This is a genomic window from Ruthenibacterium sp. (genome assembly GCF_017421385.1).
GTDB classification, from domain to species: Bacteria; Bacillota; Clostridia; order Oscillospirales; family Ruminococcaceae; genus Ruthenibacterium; species Ruthenibacterium lactatiformans.
Genome location: NZ_JAFOIN010000081.1, coordinates 131,409 through 145,495, shown reverse-complemented (window position 1 = coordinate 145,495; position 14,087 = coordinate 131,409). Strand labels below are relative to the sequence as shown.

Below are 14,087 nucleotides of genomic sequence, written 5' to 3'. Positions count from 1 at the left end.
CTGTGCAGGCCCGCGCCGCACGGCGCGGGCGGGTGTGCGGCGGTCATCCTCCCATGCACATTCGGCTGTTCCGCCAGCGGCACAGCCGCTGCTGAATGGTATCCCGGCTCATGCCCTGCGCCTCCATTTCCTATCATTTTAGTATGTTTTATAGGATAATGCATTCCTCCGCCTCTGTCAAGCGTTTTGGCCGCAATTTTTACGTTCCGTGAAAAATACAGATGGTTGCCTTTCCGCCCTTTTTCACTATAACCCTCCTGGAAACGGATGGTTCCCGCTTCCAATAGGAAAAGCGGAGGGAGCATGTATGCCTACGGATAACAGCAGGATGGTATTTTTCCCGAGCATGTTGGCCAAGTACTCGACCGTAGGGTTTGTGTGGCGGATGCTGCGCCGGCTTTCGTACAGTCTCCCTTTCCCTATTCAGGCGGACGGTTCGACAAACTGTGCCCTGCTTGTCGTGTGCAAGTGCCGCGCATTCGGGCAATGCGTCTGCCTTGCCGTCAGCATGCTTTTCTTTGCGCCGGTCTTTACGCTCATCCCCGGCTTCGGCCGCCCCGGCCTATCTCGGCCCGCAGCATCGAGCCCTTTTCAAATTCCATACAAACAGCCCTTGGCCGCGTCTAGAGTTCATCCGCGGCCAAGGGCGAGGCGCTTTCCGCAAACGGAAAGGCGGAGGTTCAACTTACGCCGAGATAAGGCGCTGGGTTCACCAGGCTTCCGTTCACTGCTACCTCAAAATGGCAATGGTAGCCTGTGGCGACGCCGGAAATGCCGATGGTGGCGATCTGCTGGCCGCGCGTAACGGTGGAGCCCGCGCCCACCAGCAGCGCCGAGCAGTGAGCGTAGCGCGTGGTGATACCGTTGCCATGGTCAATAAGCAGATAATTGCCAAAGCTCCAGTGGTAGCCGGCCTCGATGACCGTGCCGGAATCCGCCGCAAGGATAGGCGTGCCGTTGGGCGCACACAGGTCGATGCCGCGGTGGCCGCTGCCAAAGCGCGTGGTGATATAGGAGAGGCTTGGCACCGGGAACGTCATGGAGCCCGTGCCCACGACGCTTCCGCCGGCGGCTGTGGAAACACCGTACTGTGCCTCACGCGTGCCGATGGTATAGATGCGCGGTGTCATTTCCTCGGTGACGGTCACTTCCACGGGAACGGTGGAGATGACGCTACCGTTGACGCTGGTCTGCTCGGCCACCACATGCTGGGTGCCGTCGCGCCCGCGCTGGGAGATAAAGCGCACGCCTTTGTTGTACTGGTCGGATTCCACTTCCTCTGTGGTATATTCCAGGGTCTCGTCATATTCAATGAGGTCCGTCACCTTTACGCTCAGCACGTCGCTGGACTGCAAAGCCTGCAGCACCATCGTGGTATCCTGCACAGAGTTTGTGAAATAGGTGCCGGGCACCTGCTCGATGGGGTACAAAAATTCCACGCGCTCGTGGGTGCCGTCGTTATAAGCGGCCAGTGTGTCGTCCAAAAGCTGCTGCACCGCACGTCCGTCCTCCACAACACCGATAAGCTCCCCGTTCACGCGGATGCCCACGGCTTTCATGATCTTGTCTGAGGATGCCGCGATGATCTTGTCCACCAGGTCGCTGGCGCTGGTGCGGGCGGCGGGGTCCACGATGCGAAGCTCGAACACCGGATGCTCGTCCCATTCCACCTTGGCGCCCTCGGACGCCATCACGCGTTCCTGCACCATTTTTTCGGCGGAATCCCAAACGCCTTCATTTTCGATGAATACAAGAAAGTCGCCGCTGTAGCTCACGCCCAGCGAGAAGCTGGAGCCCAGCACCTCCTGCACGGTGAAAACCAGCACACACAGCGCGGCGGCGGGCATCAGGTAGCGCAGAGCGCCGCCGATCAGATGCCGGTAGGCATGGACGCCGTTTTTAAAATAGGCAAAACCGGCCCGCTTGCCGCTGCCGCCCGCCTGGGCTTCCGCCCGCGCGGCGTCGCGCATATGGCGCACGCCGCTGGCAAAACGGCGTGCTGGGGCCGTAAGGTCGTCCCAGATGCTGGAAAACAGCGCCAGCAACGGGCCGCCCACAAAGCGCAGCAGCGCGGCCGCGGCGCGCAGCGCCAGCCGGAACGCGCCGCGTATGCCGCGCCCCAGCCGGATGCAGGTGTATTCCGCCTGTGTGCCCACGCGGTAGAGCAGCTGGCCCACTGCATTGTAGGTGGCACGCAGGGGCGGTTTACCGCCCTTGGGGGGCAGCGCGGCCTCGTTCTGGCCCCGCTGCATGCGCACCACAAATTGCTGCGTCACGCGGACGGCAGCGCGGGGCTTTTCGGCCGAGCGCTCCTGTGTTGCGGCGGGAGACTGTGTTGTAACAGGCGCGGCGTCCGGCTGCGGGGCCGCGTTCAGGGGTTCGTTCGGTTCCATCCGGTATCTCCTTGTTCCGGCGGTTTATCGGGCAAAGTACAGCCCGCTGCTGCCGTTGAAAAGCTGGTCGGGGTCAATGCTCTGGTTGCCGATGCGCGCCTCGTAGTGCAGGTGCGGGCCTGTGGAATAGCCCGTGCTGCCCGCCTGCCCGATAAGCTGTTCTTTTTCCACGATGTCCCCCTGCTTGCAGGCAAGGGAATCCAGGTGGAAGAAATAGCTTTTGAGGCCGCCGCCGTGTTCGATGACAACGGTGTTGCCCGTCATTTGCAAAAAGCCGGCATAGACCACCTTGCCCCGGCCCGGAGCCCAGACCGCATCGCCCAGGTCGCAGTCATAATCGATGCCTGCGTGTCGTTCAGGGTAAGGCGAACCGTTGGTGTAGCGGTACAGGCCGTACTGGGTGTTCTGGGCGGTGGTGCCGCAGGGGCGGATGAACGTGCCGCTCCAGTAGATCTCCGCGTCCGCCGAGGCGTACAGCGGAAACATTACGTCTTTCCATTCCTGATTGGCGGCGGCGCTGTTCACCGTGGCGTCGGCCACGCTCTGGTCAATGGTCATGTTCTGCTTGGGAAAATCCCGGTGAACGACAGTCACAGTCTGCGTCACGTCGACGCTGCCGCACGTTACGCGCACGGTATAATCGCCGGGCTCCCGGTTGTAGTGCACACCGATGAACGCGGCCTTTCCGCCAGGCACGTCACAGAATTGGGCCAGGCTGAGATCTGTTTCGACGGATGGCTCCGGCCCGTCCAGAAAGCCCGTGAGTAGCACGGTGACCACTGCGCCCTGCTCCACCCGCGTGGAGGAAAATTCCACCTTGGGTTGTGCGCTGACGTTGACGCGGGCGCTGTACCGGAACACGCCGTATCCGTGGGCGGGCGCGCCGGGTTTATCGGCGGAACTGTGCCGGGGAACCGTTACGTCCGCTTCCAGCGTGTACTTGCCGTTGGCGGGGAACGCAACGGTCACCTGAGCCTCGTTATTTACGTCCAGCAGCACATTGCCGGATGCGTCCTTCACCACAAGATGCGTGGGCCGGTCCGCGGGCAGTGTTATATCCAGCGAGGCCTGCTCCCAAGTGCCCAGATCCTGCGTTTCCAGCGTGGCGGGCGCGGACGCGCTTTTGAACAGGACGCCGCCCATCACAGGGGCGTTCCATTCATAGCCGTTGACGGCCAGCGCCGTGCCGCCCGCGGTAACGGCAGGAGCGTCGAATGCTTCGGGGTCGGTATTATAGTAAAACCAGGCCACCGCCCCGCCCACGATGAGCGCGGCCAGTACGGCCACGAGCAGCAGCCAGAGAAGGATTTTTTTCAGTACGCGCATGATCAGTCCTCCTGTTGCGGGGAAAGTCCGGATAAACAGACGTTCCGCCGCCCTTCTAAAGCCCGCCGCTCCACTTATCGCGCTTGGCCGCTTAGAAAGATGGCGTTGAAGCCGCAGGCGGCTTCAAACAAAATTTCACTCGCTGAAATTTTGCATGGTTCAATGTTCTTAAAGCCCTGTGCGCCGGCACAGGGGCGTGTGCAATGCACACGCGCAGCCGTGTAAGCGGCAGCTTTGGGGGTTCGAAGCGGCCTCAACAAAACCGCACCTGCTGCGGTTTTGCATGGTTCAATGTTCTCAAAGCTCTGTGCGCCGGCACAGGGGCGTGTGCAGCGCACACGCGCAGCCGCGTAAGCGGCAGCTTTGAGGGTTATTATACCATATTTCTAAGCTCACACTTCGCGTATCGCTCGTGTTCACTAAGAAACATGGTATCTATGCCGCTAGGCTCATGCTTCGCCTGTGGCTCGCATTCGCCAAGCGGACATATTATACCATATTCCTGCTGTGAACGCAAAAAGAATGGCACGGGCGGCGGCTTTGTGCTATACTTTTGGCATATCTTCAGCGCAAAAAAGGGAGGGACGGATATGGAGCCATCCGTAAAACCGGGCCGTTACCGGCACTTCAAGGGAAACGAGTATGAGGTGCTGTTCTGTGCCCGCCACAGCGAGACGCAAGAGGAAATGGTGGTATACCGTGCGCTGTATGGTGAGCGCGGGCTTTGGGTGCGTCCGGCCGCTATGTGGAATGAAACGGTGGAACGGGACGGCAAAGCGTCTCGGCGGTTCGCCTATATTGGCCCGGCGGACGGCCGGACCCCCGGGGAATAGGAGTGGAGAGAGCATGAAAGATTTCAGAGCGCGGCGTTGGCAGCAGGAAGACCGCAACCCCATGATGACAGTATTTGAGAAGGCGGGCAGATATCCTGATATCATCGACCTGTCCATCGGCGATCCGGACCTGAAAACGCCGCAGAAAATCATCGACCTGGCGTTTGCAGACGCGGGCGCGGGCCATACGAAATACACCGACCCCTGGGGGGACCCGGAGCTTCGGGAGGAGATTGCCCGGTTTTACGCCGAAGAATACGGCGTGGCGCTGGGTGAACGGGAAATTTTTGTCTCCACGGCCGGGTGCGTTGCCATGTACCTTGTTATGGAGGCCATCCTGGACCCCGGCGACGAGGTGCTCATTTTTGATCCGTACTTTTCAGCCTATGCCACACAGGTACGGCTGGGCGGCGGCGTGCCGGTGTTCGTGCCCTGCCGCGAAGCGGACGGCTGGCAGCCGGATATGGAGCGCGCTGCGCAGTATCTGACGCCGCGCACCAAGGCGCTGGTCATCAATACACCCAACAATCCCACGGGTGTGTGTTATTCCCGACCGACGCTGGAGGCGGTGGCGCGCTTTGCCCGGAAGAACGACCTGCTGGTGGTGGCGGATGATATTTACACCAGCTTTTGTTACAGCGAGCCATTTTTGCCTGTTTTGACGCTGCCGGGCATGAAAGAGCGCACGGTGGCCATCAACAGCTTCAGCAAGAATTTTGTGATGACGGGCTTCCGCGTGGGCAACATTGTAGCGCCGGAGCCCATTGCGCGGGCGGTGAAAAGCATCAACGACAGCGTGGTATATTCCGCGCCCGCGCCCTCCCAGCGCGCCGCGCTGCACGCGCTGCGCCGCCGCAAAGAGCTTGCTGCGCAGATTGTGCCGGAATTTTCCGCGCGCATGGCCTATGGCGCACAGCGCATCCGGGAGCTGCCGGGGTTCACGCTCAGCCCGGCGGGGGGCGGCATTTACCTGTTCCCCGGTGTGGGGCCGACAGGGCTTACAAGCGCCGAGGCCTGTGAGCGTATTTTGGAAGAAGCCCATGTGCTGATGCTGCCCGGCTCGGCCTTCGGCGACGCGGGAGAAGGGTATCTGCGCATCGCCTGCACCGTGGGGTTGGACAAAATGGAGGAGGCCTTCGGCCGCATGGCGCAGATGCCCATGCTGCAGGGCCGCTGAGATAAAGCAAAAGCGCCCCCGCGCGGCCCGTAAAAAACGGCCGCGCGGGGGCGCTTGCAAGATGCATGAAGTACGGGCGTCAGGAAATTGGAGTTCCGCAGCCGGGACAGAACGCTACGCCGGACGGCAGGCGCTGGCCGCACAGCGGGCAGAAGACGGGGACGGCGTCGGGCGCGGCTCCCGAGCGCTCGGTGCCCGGAGGCCCGGCCGAAGCGGTGGGAACCGGGGGGCTCCCACCGTGGTAGCCCCAAAGGGCTCGGCCGCCGGCGGCATGGCCTGCGCCGGGACGCAAGGAGCGCTTTTTTTGCGCATGTTACGGATTACCCATGCGATGAGCCCCAGACAGGCTGCCGACAGCACGCCGACCAGCACTTTGTAGAGCGGGTCGTCCCCATTTAGCCCGGCGGAAGCCGTCCGGGGAAGTGGGGCCGGGCCGGTAAAGCGCAGGCCGCCGGCGACTTTCTCAACAAAATCGTATTCCGAAGAAGTGAGCGTGTCACCGTACAGGGCAATTCCTGTTAAGTAATAGACATCGGCGCCGCGAATGGTGATGTATTGACAGGAATGCGTTGTTATGCCATCCTTGGAACCTAGAATATTGGCGCGGACAAAGCGGATGCCCTGTTCAGAGGAGTAAACGCTACAATCGTCGGCCGTAATATTATCCAGTTGTTCGTAGATGGCTTCTACAAAAGCGCACAATTGCGCATCCTCGGAGTTTTCCCAATCGACCAGGCTGTTGGAAGGGAGTTGAACGCGGACAAGGGTAAACTCCAAAGGAGGTTTAAAAAGAACGGCGTCCAGATACAGATCGTTTTTATTCATGTTTTCGAGTATGGCTGCGCCGTCTACGTTCAACGTTTCGAAAATGGCGTCGTCCACGGGTGTTTCGCGCGTAAGGATGAGGCTGCCGGCGGGCAGCGACAGCGTGACGGGCACGCCGGGAACCTCCACTGTGTCGTCCTCCTGCGCGTAAGCCGGCACCGCGCTGAGCACACAGAACGCCAGCGCCGCCGCAAGGGCGCGGGTGTGTTTTGCAAGACGAATCTTCATTCTTTCCGTTCCCCCCTTTTTTTCATGATCGCGTGGGTTTGAGATCATTATAGCATATCGGTCGGCGGCGCCGCCCTGGCCGTTTGAAAAATTGCCGAATTGCCGGGATAAAATCTTGTTTTTTGTGTGGTTTGTATAGCGCTGCCGGGCGGATAATGCTATAATACATCTGTATATACGCTTTACGGGTTGCAGGACGCCGGACATTTTATATCCGTTTTTACCTGGATTTTGCCCGAAAAATCGAAGCAACGGGGAGGTGCTGCCCATGGAGCAGCAGGAAAACGAGCTGGAACAGGCGCGCAGAGAGATCGACGCGGTGGACGCGGAGATGGCGGCGCTGTTCTGCCGCCGTATGGACGCCGTGCGCAGGGTGGCCGCATACAAGCAGGCCCGGGGCCTGCCTGTTTTGGACGCTTCCCGGGAGGAGGCCGTCGTGGCCAAAAACTGCGCCCGGCTGCCGGACGAGGCCTACGCTGAATATTACGAGGATTTCATCCGCCACACCATGGGCCTGTCCCGCGCGTTCCAACGCGCGGTGCTGGGCATGGGGACCGTGGCCTATCAGGGCGTGGAGGGCGCGTTCAGCCACATTGCCCTCACCCGCCTGTTCCAGCATGTACGGGCGCAGGCGTATCCCACCTGGGCGGAGGTGTTCGACGCTGTGGCCGGCGGCGACGCGGCCTACGGCGTGCTGCCCTTTGAAAACAGCCATGCGGGCGACGTTTCCGAGGTGCTGGACCTGTGCTATGCCCACAGGGATATCTGCGTGTGCGACGTATACGACCTGCCCGTCAGCCAGAATCTGCTGGGCGTTCCGGGCGCGCATTTGTCGGACGTGAAAAAGGCTGTGTCCCATCCGCAGGCGCTGCAGCAGTCGGCAAAGTTCATCCGCAGCCTGGGGCTGGAAACGCAGGCCTTCCAAAATACTGCCGCCGCGGCAAAAAGCGTAGCCGAGGCGGGAGATAAAAGCGTGGCGGCCATCGCTTCGCTGGAGACGGCGGCGCTGTACGGCCTTTCGGTGCTGGCGGAGAACATCAATACCAGCGAGACGAATACCACGCGCTTCATCGTCATCGGCAGGAGGATGAACGCTGCGGGCAACCGGTTCAGCCTGTTGTTCACTGTGGACCACCGGGCGGGCCGGCTGGCCCGTGTGATGCAGCTCATCGGTGCGATGGGCTTCAATCTGGAGTGCATCAAAAGCCGTCCCATGCCCAATGTGCCGTGGGAATATTATTTTTATGTGGAGGTCGTAGGCGACCTTTCGGCGGAAAAATCGAAAGAGCTGCTGGACACGCTGTCCGGCGTGTGCAGGACCGTGCGTGTGCTTGGCGTATATGACCGCCAGGCGGCACGGTAAAACAGCGGGAAAACAGTTTTCAGCCGCGCACAGCGCGGCGCAGAAAAACGCGGGTGTGAGGATATGAGTATGAAATTGACGATGCGCCTTGGCGTGCGCAGCTATGACATCATTATCAAGCAGGGCGGCCTTTCGCGCGTGGGGCAGCTGATCAACCTGAACCGCCGCGTGCTGGTGGTAAGCGACACCGGAGTTCCGGAGGCATACCTGAAAACCGTACTGGCCCAGTGCCGGGAGGGCGTGCCCGTAGTGCTGCCGCAGGGCGAGGGGACCAAGAGCCTGGAGTGCTTCGGCCAATTGCTCACCGTGATGCTGGAGCACGGCTTTACCCGCGGCGACGCGGTGCTGGCGCTTGGCGGCGGCGTTGTAGGGGACCTTGCGGGCTTTGCCGCGGCCAGCTATATGCGGGGCGTTACGTTCATCAACTGCCCCACCACGACGCTTTCGCAGATCGATTCCTCCATCGGCGGAAAAACGGCCATCAACCTGGCGGGCACCAAAAACACTGTGGGCGCTTTTTACCAGCCCAGCCTTGTGGTGGCGGACCCGGACACGTTGAAAAGCCTGCCCGAGCGCCATTTCATCAACGGCCTTGCAGAGGCCGTGAAGGCGGGGCTGATCGCGGACGAGGGCCTGTTTGAGCTGTTCGAAACAGAGGACGCCCACGAGAAGATCGAGGAGATCGTCTACCGCAGCCTGGTGATGAAGAAGAACGTGGTGGAGCGGGACGAGCGGGAGGCCGGCCTGCGCGCCACGCTGAACTTCGGCCATACGCTGGGCCACGCTATTGAAAGCGCAAACCATCTGGGCGGGCTGTACCACGGGGAATGCGTGGCGCTGGGCATGCTGCCCATGATCGAGGACGCCTCGCTGCGCCGCCGCACGCGGGCCGTGTATAAAAAGCTGGGCCTGCCGTCCCGTATCCGCTACGATGGCGATGAAATATTTGAATTTATCCGTCACGACAAAAAGACCGGGCCGGACGGCGCCATCACCGTGGTAAAGGTGCCCCGCCTGGGCGAATGCAGGCTGGACAAGGTTCCCTTGGAGGATCTGAAGGCCATCATCGGGGGGGGCGTGCGATGAGCGACACATACGGCAAAAGCGTCACGCTCACGATCTTCGGCGAGAGCCACGGCCCCGCTGTGGGCGCCACAGTGACGGGCCTTGCGCCCGGCGTGCCCGTGGACATGGAATTCATGCGCGGGCAGATGGAAAAACGCCGCGCCAAGGGAAAAATATCCACTTCCCGCACAGAGGCGGACGCGGTGCGCGTGCTTTCGGGCGTATACAGGGGCGCGGCCACGGGTACGGCGCTGACGCTTGTGATTGAAAACACCAATACCCGCAGCGGCGATTATACAAAAACAGAGGAGCTGCTGCGCCCCGGCCACGCGGATTACACCGCCCACATGAAGTACGGCGGCCATCAGGACGCGCGGGGCGGCGGGCATTTCAGCGGGCGGCTCACGGCCCCCGTTGTGGCGGCGGGCAGCATCTTCACAAAACTGCTGCAAACAAAGGGCGTCGCCATCGCCACACATCTGGCGCAATGCGCGGGCATTGACGACGCGCCCTTTTCCGGCGACCCGGCGCGGCTGAAGGAGCAGCTGGACGCACTGAACGCCGCGGATTTTGCGGTGCTGGACCCGCTGCGCGCCCGCGCCATGACGCAGGCCATTGAGGCGGCTGCCGCCGAGGGCGATTCCGTGGGAGGGATTCTGGAAACGGTTGTCCTGGGCCTGCCCGCGGGCCTGGGCGAGCCATTTTTCGGCAGCGTGGAAAGCACGCTGGCCGCGCTGCTGTTCAGCATTCCCGCCGTCAAGGGTGTGGAGTTCGGCCTAGGCTTCGGCTTTGCGGGGCTGACGGGCAGCAGGGCCAACGATGCGTTCCGCATGCAGGGAACCCGCGTCGTCACGGCTACCAACCACAACGGCGGCGTAAACGGCGGCATCAGCAACGGCATGCCGCTGGTGCTGCGCACGGTGGTAAAGCCTACGCCCAGCATTTACAAGGTGCAGCAGACCGTGGACTTTGCCGCAAAGCGCAATGCCACGCTGCAGATCAGCGGCCGGCACGACCCGTGCATCCTGCACCGGGCGCGTGTGGTGCAGGACAGTCTGGTGGCCTTCGGCCTGGCGGACCTGTGCGGCCAGCACTTCGGCACGGCATGGCAGGAGGGCGCGGCATGGAATATGGATTGATCGGCGGGCGGCTGGGGCACAGCTATTCAAAGCCCATCCACGAGGCGCTGGCGGGCTACGATTACCGCCTGTGCCCGCTGCCTACGCCGGAGGAGGCCCACGCGTTCATGCGCGCGCGGGATTTTAAGGCGATCAACGTCACGATCCCTTATAAGGAGCTTGTGATGCCCTACTGCGACGTCATCGACGACGCGGCCCGGGCCATCGGCTCGGTGAACACCATCGTCAACAAAAACGGACGGCTGGAGGGCCACAATACCGATTTTGCGGGCTTTACCTGTCTGTTGCGGCGGAACGGCATTTCACTGCGGGGAAAAACCGTGATGCTGCTGGGTACGGGCGGCACACAGAAGACCGTGCTGGCTGTGGCAAGGGCCGAGGGGGCGGCGCAGGCCGTGCTCGTCAGCCGCCGCAGAGCCGGGAACGCCATCACCTACGAGGAGGCCGCGCGGCGCGCGGACGTGCAGGTGATCGTAAACACCAGCCCCGTGGGCATGTATCCGAACAACGGCGAATGCCTTGTGGCGCTGGAGAATTACCCACGGCTGGAAGCTGTGCTTGACGTTATTTACAATCCGTTCCGCACCGCTCTTTTGCAGCAGGCCGAAGCCCGCGGCCTGCCCGCCGTCAACGGCATGCTGATGCTGGTGGCCCAGGCGAAGTACGCGGCGGAGCATTTTCTCGGCAGGCCGCTCCCGGACGCGGAGATCGACCGCATCGACCGGGAGCTGCGCGGAAAGCTGTCCAACCTGGTCCTGGTGGGCATGCCCGGCAGCGGCAAAAGCAGCCTGGGAAAAGCCTGCGCCAAGCTGCTGGGCAAGCGCTTTGTGGATATGGACGACGTTCTGGTGGAACGCATCGGCGGGCCCATCAGCAGCATCCTTTCCCCGGGCAATGAAACGCCCTTCCGCAACCTGGAAAGCGCTGTGGCGGCGGAGCTGGGCAAGGAAAACGGCCAGGTGATCGCCACCGGCGGCGGCGCGGTGCTGCGGGCGCAGAACGTGCGCGCTCTGCGTCAGAACGGCGTGGTGGTCTACATCGACAGGCCGCTCGGGCAGCTCGCGGTGGGAGGGGCGCGGCCCCTTTCCCAAAGTGCGGAGGCGCTGGCCGCCATGCATGCGGCACGTGCGCCACTGTACGCCGCGGCGTGCGATGCGCGTGTGGAAAACGACGGCCCCTTTGAAAGCGTGGCCGAAGCCATAAAGGAGCGTTTTTATGAAATTCTTGATCATTAACGGGCCGAACCTGAACATGCTGGGCATCCGCGAACCGGACCTGTACGGCACGCTGACCTATGACGGCCTGGTGGAATACGTTGCGGCCGAGGCGCGGCGGCTGGGCGTGGATGCGGAGTTTTACCAGTCGAACCACGAGGGGGACCTTGTTACGGCCATTCAGCAGGCGTATGGGCGCATGGACGGCATCGTCATCAACGCCGGGGCTTATACGCATACCAGCATCGCCATTCTGGACGCGCTTAAGGCTGTGTCCGTCCCTGCCGCCGAGGTGCATATCTCCGACGTGGCAAAACGGGAGGATTTCCGTCAGGTGAGTTATCTGGGCATGGCCTGCTGCTGTAAATTCGCGGGCGAGGGCAAGCAGGGCTATGTTCACGCCATGGAAAAACTAATTGAAATAATCAGAAGCAAAAATACTTAGAGTATAAAAAATCATACAGCGTGCCGCACGGAAACGGCACGCGGCGGCGCTGGGCCGCACCTGCCGCGCGGCGCGCGGTAATCCAACAAGCAGAGGGGAAAGAAAGCAATGATCATCAGCACAAAACGGGGCACTCCGGCGGCGGAACTGGATAAGATCATCCGCGAGTTTGAGGCGAAGGGCCTGTCCGTCACCATGATCCGCGGCACGGATTACAATGTGTTCGGCCTGGTGGGCGACACGACGGTTATCGACGAAAAACAGGTGCGGGCGAACCCGTATGTGGAAAACGTGCAGCGTGTGTCCGAGCCTTACAAAAAGGCGAACCGCCTGTTTCACGAGGCGGACAGCATCATCGACGTGGGCGGTATCAAGGTGGGCGGCAGCGAAAAGATCGCCGTCATCGGCGGGCCGTGCAGCATCGAGAGCGAGGAGCAGGCCGTGCGCATTGCCCGCGAAGTGAAGGACGCGGGCGGCTGCATGCTGCGCGGCGGCGCGTACAAGCCGCGCACCTCTCCCTATGCGTTCCAGGGCCTTGGCACAGAGGGCATTTTGGCCATGGCGGCGGCGCGTAAAGCGACCGGTATGCCCATCGTCAGCGAGCTGATGAGCGAGGACAAGATCGATGAATTTGAGGAATATGTGGACCTTGTGCAGATCGGTGCGCGCAATATGCAGAACTTCCAGCTTTTGAAGGCCGTGGGCAAAATGAAAAAGCCTGTGCTGCTCAAGCGCGGGCTTGCCAATACCATCGAGGAATGGATCATGAGCGCGGAGTACATCATGGCCGGCGGCAATGAAAACGTCATTTTCTGCGAGCGCGGCATCCGCACGTTTGAAAAATACACCCGCAACACGCTGGACCTTTCGGTGGTGCCCATCCTCAAGCAGAAATCCCATCTGCCTGTCATCATCGACCCCAGCCACGCCACGGGCGACTGGCGCCTTGTGGAAAGCATGAGCCTTGCGGCCATTGCGGCCGGGGCGGACGGCCTGATCATTGAAGTGCACGACAACCCCGAAGCCGCCTGGAGCGACGGTGCCCAGAGCCTGAAGCCGGAAAAATTCCGCGCCGTGGTGGAAAAGGGACGTAAAATCGCCCAGGTCATTGGGCGGGATATGTAAACACGGAAAGCCCCCTAAGCTCCTCAACGGCAAATAAGGGCTGGTTTTCCGCCGCGTCCTTGTCGGCCTTAAACCGGCCTCTGTTTTGCTTCGCAAAACCGGGCCCGCAGACATTGCCCCCTGCTGGAGGCAATGCGCGCGCCTTCCCGGCAGGCCTGCGCCTGCCGCGGCCCCGCGCCGGCGTAAAAAACACCGCCTCTGGAATGAAGATCTTTGCGCGGGAATGAAATTTTATCGAAGGGAGCAGGGTTCGTGGGAAAGCTGTGCGGGCTCTTTGCGCTTGGGGCAATGGCCGGCGGATTGGGTTATTTCCTTTATCTGAACGGATTTTTGGTAATAAATGCTAAGACAGCGCTGCTTTATATCGGTTCGCCCCGGTTCGGAATGAGACGGAATTTCATAAAAGCGAATTTTTCATCCTGCAACGGAGTCGTCAAAAGGGTGATTTGCCTTCGGAAGGCGGGGCGTTATTCGTTCACCTTTTTGTCGAGCACGACAAAAGGGACGGTTTTTGTTGAAATTCAGGGCAGAGAGAGGAACGTTATTGCAACGCTGGATCGTGATAACCCGCGTACCGTTATCGAGACGGATCAAATGAAGAGATACCGTGTTGCAACCAGATTTGTTCAAGCCGATGGAGAATGTACGCTTTTCTGGAATAAGGAAGAAACGCTTTGAATTCCCGTTTTTAAACGGCCCGGAGAAAGCGTCGTGGGGTTGCTCTGCCGCATCGCCAACGACACAGCCCGAAACAGTCCCGCCGCGCCTCAGGCGCGGCGTCAGACTGTCGAAAAAGGCAAAGAAGCAAAAGAAGAATCCGGGGAAAAGCTGGCGGTGGCAAAGCCATGCATCTTTGCGCAGCAAAGTGCAAGCCACGCGGCGAATGCCGCCAAAAAGGGGTGGCGAACCCCTTTTTCATTTAAAATAAATCCGCCCCGTGCGCGGCGGATTTTA

The 14,087-nt window shown here is 61.1% G+C and carries 13 protein-coding genes; 9 read left to right on the top strand and 4 right to left on the bottom strand.

Translation table 11 applies throughout. The features are described from left to right. Positions 1-680: 680 nt before the first annotated feature. Together IIY41_RS09755 and IIY41_RS09750 are read right to left on the bottom strand one after the other, a co-directional pair. Complete coding sequence (locus IIY41_RS09755; protein WP_287400529.1) at positions 681-2,393, bottom strand: M23 family metallopeptidase; 1,713 nt, start codon at positions 2,391-2,393, stop codon at positions 681-683. Positions 2,394-2,417: 24 nt separating this feature from the next. After that, positions 2,418-3,719, bottom strand: a complete 1,302-nt coding sequence (locus tag IIY41_RS09750; RefSeq protein ID WP_154522265.1) for a M23 family metallopeptidase — start codon at positions 3,717-3,719, stop codon at positions 2,418-2,420. 590 nt (positions 3,720-4,309) lie between these two features. Here IIY41_RS09750 and IIY41_RS09745 point away from each other — a divergent pair. Continuing rightward, entirely contained in the window at positions 4,310-4,552 is a 243-nt protein-coding gene (locus IIY41_RS09745) for a DUF1653 domain-containing protein (protein ID WP_009324078.1), read from the top strand. A 13-nt stretch (positions 4,553-4,565) separates the two neighbouring features. Continuing rightward, on the top strand, positions 4,566-5,729 hold the full coding sequence (locus IIY41_RS09740) for an aminotransferase class I/II-fold pyridoxal phosphate-dependent enzyme (protein ID WP_009324077.1): 1,164 nt from the start codon (positions 4,566-4,568) through the stop codon (positions 5,727-5,729). A 79-nt stretch (positions 5,730-5,808) separates the two neighbouring features. On the opposite strand, the gene IIY41_RS14100 is transcribed toward IIY41_RS09740, so the two are convergent. Further along, entirely contained in the window at positions 5,809-5,859 is a 51-nt protein-coding gene (locus tag IIY41_RS14100) for a hypothetical protein (RefSeq protein WP_353806321.1), read from the bottom strand. Further along, the gene (locus IIY41_RS09735; RefSeq protein ID WP_287400526.1) at positions 5,844-6,782 is read right to left on the bottom strand and encodes a hypothetical protein; all 939 of its coding nucleotides are present in this window, start codon (positions 6,780-6,782) and stop codon (positions 5,844-5,846) included. Before IIY41_RS09735 ends, IIY41_RS14100 begins: the two co-directional genes overlap by 16 nt. A gap of 268 nt (positions 6,783-7,050) precedes the next feature. Here IIY41_RS09735 and IIY41_RS09730 point away from each other — a divergent pair, with 268 nt between their 5' ends. The 7 genes from IIY41_RS09730 (at position 7,051) to IIY41_RS09700 (ending at position 13,811) form a co-directional block, all read left to right on the top strand. Continuing rightward, positions 7,051-8,145: a bifunctional chorismate mutase/prephenate dehydratase gene (locus tag IIY41_RS09730; RefSeq protein WP_009324075.1), complete on the top strand. Its 1,095-nt coding sequence runs from the start codon at positions 7,051-7,053 to the stop codon at positions 8,143-8,145. Between the two features lie 69 nt (positions 8,146-8,214). Next, positions 8,215-9,231: a 3-dehydroquinate synthase gene (gene aroB / locus IIY41_RS09725; RefSeq protein ID WP_287400524.1), complete on the top strand. Its 1,017-nt coding sequence runs from the start codon at positions 8,215-8,217 to the stop codon at positions 9,229-9,231. Continuing rightward, positions 9,228-10,349 carry a chorismate synthase gene (aroC, locus tag IIY41_RS09720; protein WP_287400522.1) on the top strand — a complete coding sequence of 374 codons (1,122 nt, stop codon included), beginning with the start codon at positions 9,228-9,230 and terminating at the stop codon, positions 10,347-10,349. Before aroB ends, aroC begins: the two co-directional genes overlap by 4 nt. Beyond that, the gene (locus IIY41_RS09715; protein ID WP_050005193.1) at positions 10,334-11,584 is read left to right on the top strand and encodes a shikimate kinase; all 1,251 of its coding nucleotides are present in this window, start codon (positions 10,334-10,336) and stop codon (positions 11,582-11,584) included. Before aroC ends, IIY41_RS09715 begins: the two co-directional genes overlap by 16 nt. Continuing rightward, a complete protein-coding gene (aroQ, locus tag IIY41_RS09710) occupies positions 11,565-12,008 on the top strand; it encodes a type II 3-dehydroquinate dehydratase (RefSeq protein ID WP_287400521.1) in 444 nt (147 codons plus the stop codon). The genes IIY41_RS09715 and aroQ overlap by 20 nt, the downstream gene beginning before the upstream one ends. Before the next feature lie 108 nt (positions 12,009-12,116). After that, positions 12,117-13,133 (top strand): 3-deoxy-7-phosphoheptulonate synthase, encoded by a 1,017-nt coding sequence (aroF, locus tag IIY41_RS09705; protein ID WP_009324070.1) that lies wholly within the window; start codon positions 12,117-12,119, stop codon positions 13,131-13,133. A 252-nt stretch (positions 13,134-13,385) separates the two neighbouring features. Continuing rightward, a complete protein-coding gene (locus IIY41_RS09700) occupies positions 13,386-13,811 on the top strand; it encodes a hypothetical protein (RefSeq protein WP_287400519.1) in 426 nt (141 codons plus the stop codon). Positions 13,812-14,087 lie beyond the last annotated feature (276 nt).

What these genes read in the sequence shown, in the direction of transcription:
- IIY41_RS09755 (WP_287400529.1), bottom strand. Translation starts at nt 2,393, where the DNA reads ATGGAACCGAACGAACCCCTGAACGCGGCCCCGCAGCCGGACGCCGCG.
- IIY41_RS09750 (WP_154522265.1), bottom strand. Translation starts at nt 3,719, where the DNA reads ATGCGCGTACTGAAAAAAATCCTTCTCTGGCTGCTGCTCGTGGCCGTA.
- IIY41_RS09745 (WP_009324078.1), top strand. Translation starts at nt 4,310, where the DNA reads ATGGAGCCATCCGTAAAACCGGGCCGTTACCGGCACTTCAAGGGAAAC.
- IIY41_RS09740 (WP_009324077.1), top strand. Translation starts at nt 4,566, where the DNA reads ATGAAAGATTTCAGAGCGCGGCGTTGGCAGCAGGAAGACCGCAACCCC.
- IIY41_RS09735 (WP_287400526.1), bottom strand. Translation starts at nt 6,782, where the DNA reads ATGAAGATTCGTCTTGCAAAACACACCCGCGCCCTTGCGGCGGCGCTG.
- IIY41_RS09730 (WP_009324075.1), top strand. Translation starts at nt 7,051, where the DNA reads ATGGAGCAGCAGGAAAACGAGCTGGAACAGGCGCGCAGAGAGATCGAC.
- aroB (WP_287400524.1), top strand. Translation starts at nt 8,215, where the DNA reads ATGAAATTGACGATGCGCCTTGGCGTGCGCAGCTATGACATCATTATC.
- aroC (WP_287400522.1), top strand. Translation starts at nt 9,228, where the DNA reads ATGAGCGACACATACGGCAAAAGCGTCACGCTCACGATCTTCGGCGAG.
- IIY41_RS09715 (WP_050005193.1), top strand. Translation starts at nt 10,334, where the DNA reads ATGGAATATGGATTGATCGGCGGGCGGCTGGGGCACAGCTATTCAAAG.
- aroQ (WP_287400521.1), top strand. Translation starts at nt 11,565, where the DNA reads ATGAAATTCTTGATCATTAACGGGCCGAACCTGAACATGCTGGGCATC.
- aroF (WP_009324070.1), top strand. Translation starts at nt 12,117, where the DNA reads ATGATCATCAGCACAAAACGGGGCACTCCGGCGGCGGAACTGGATAAG.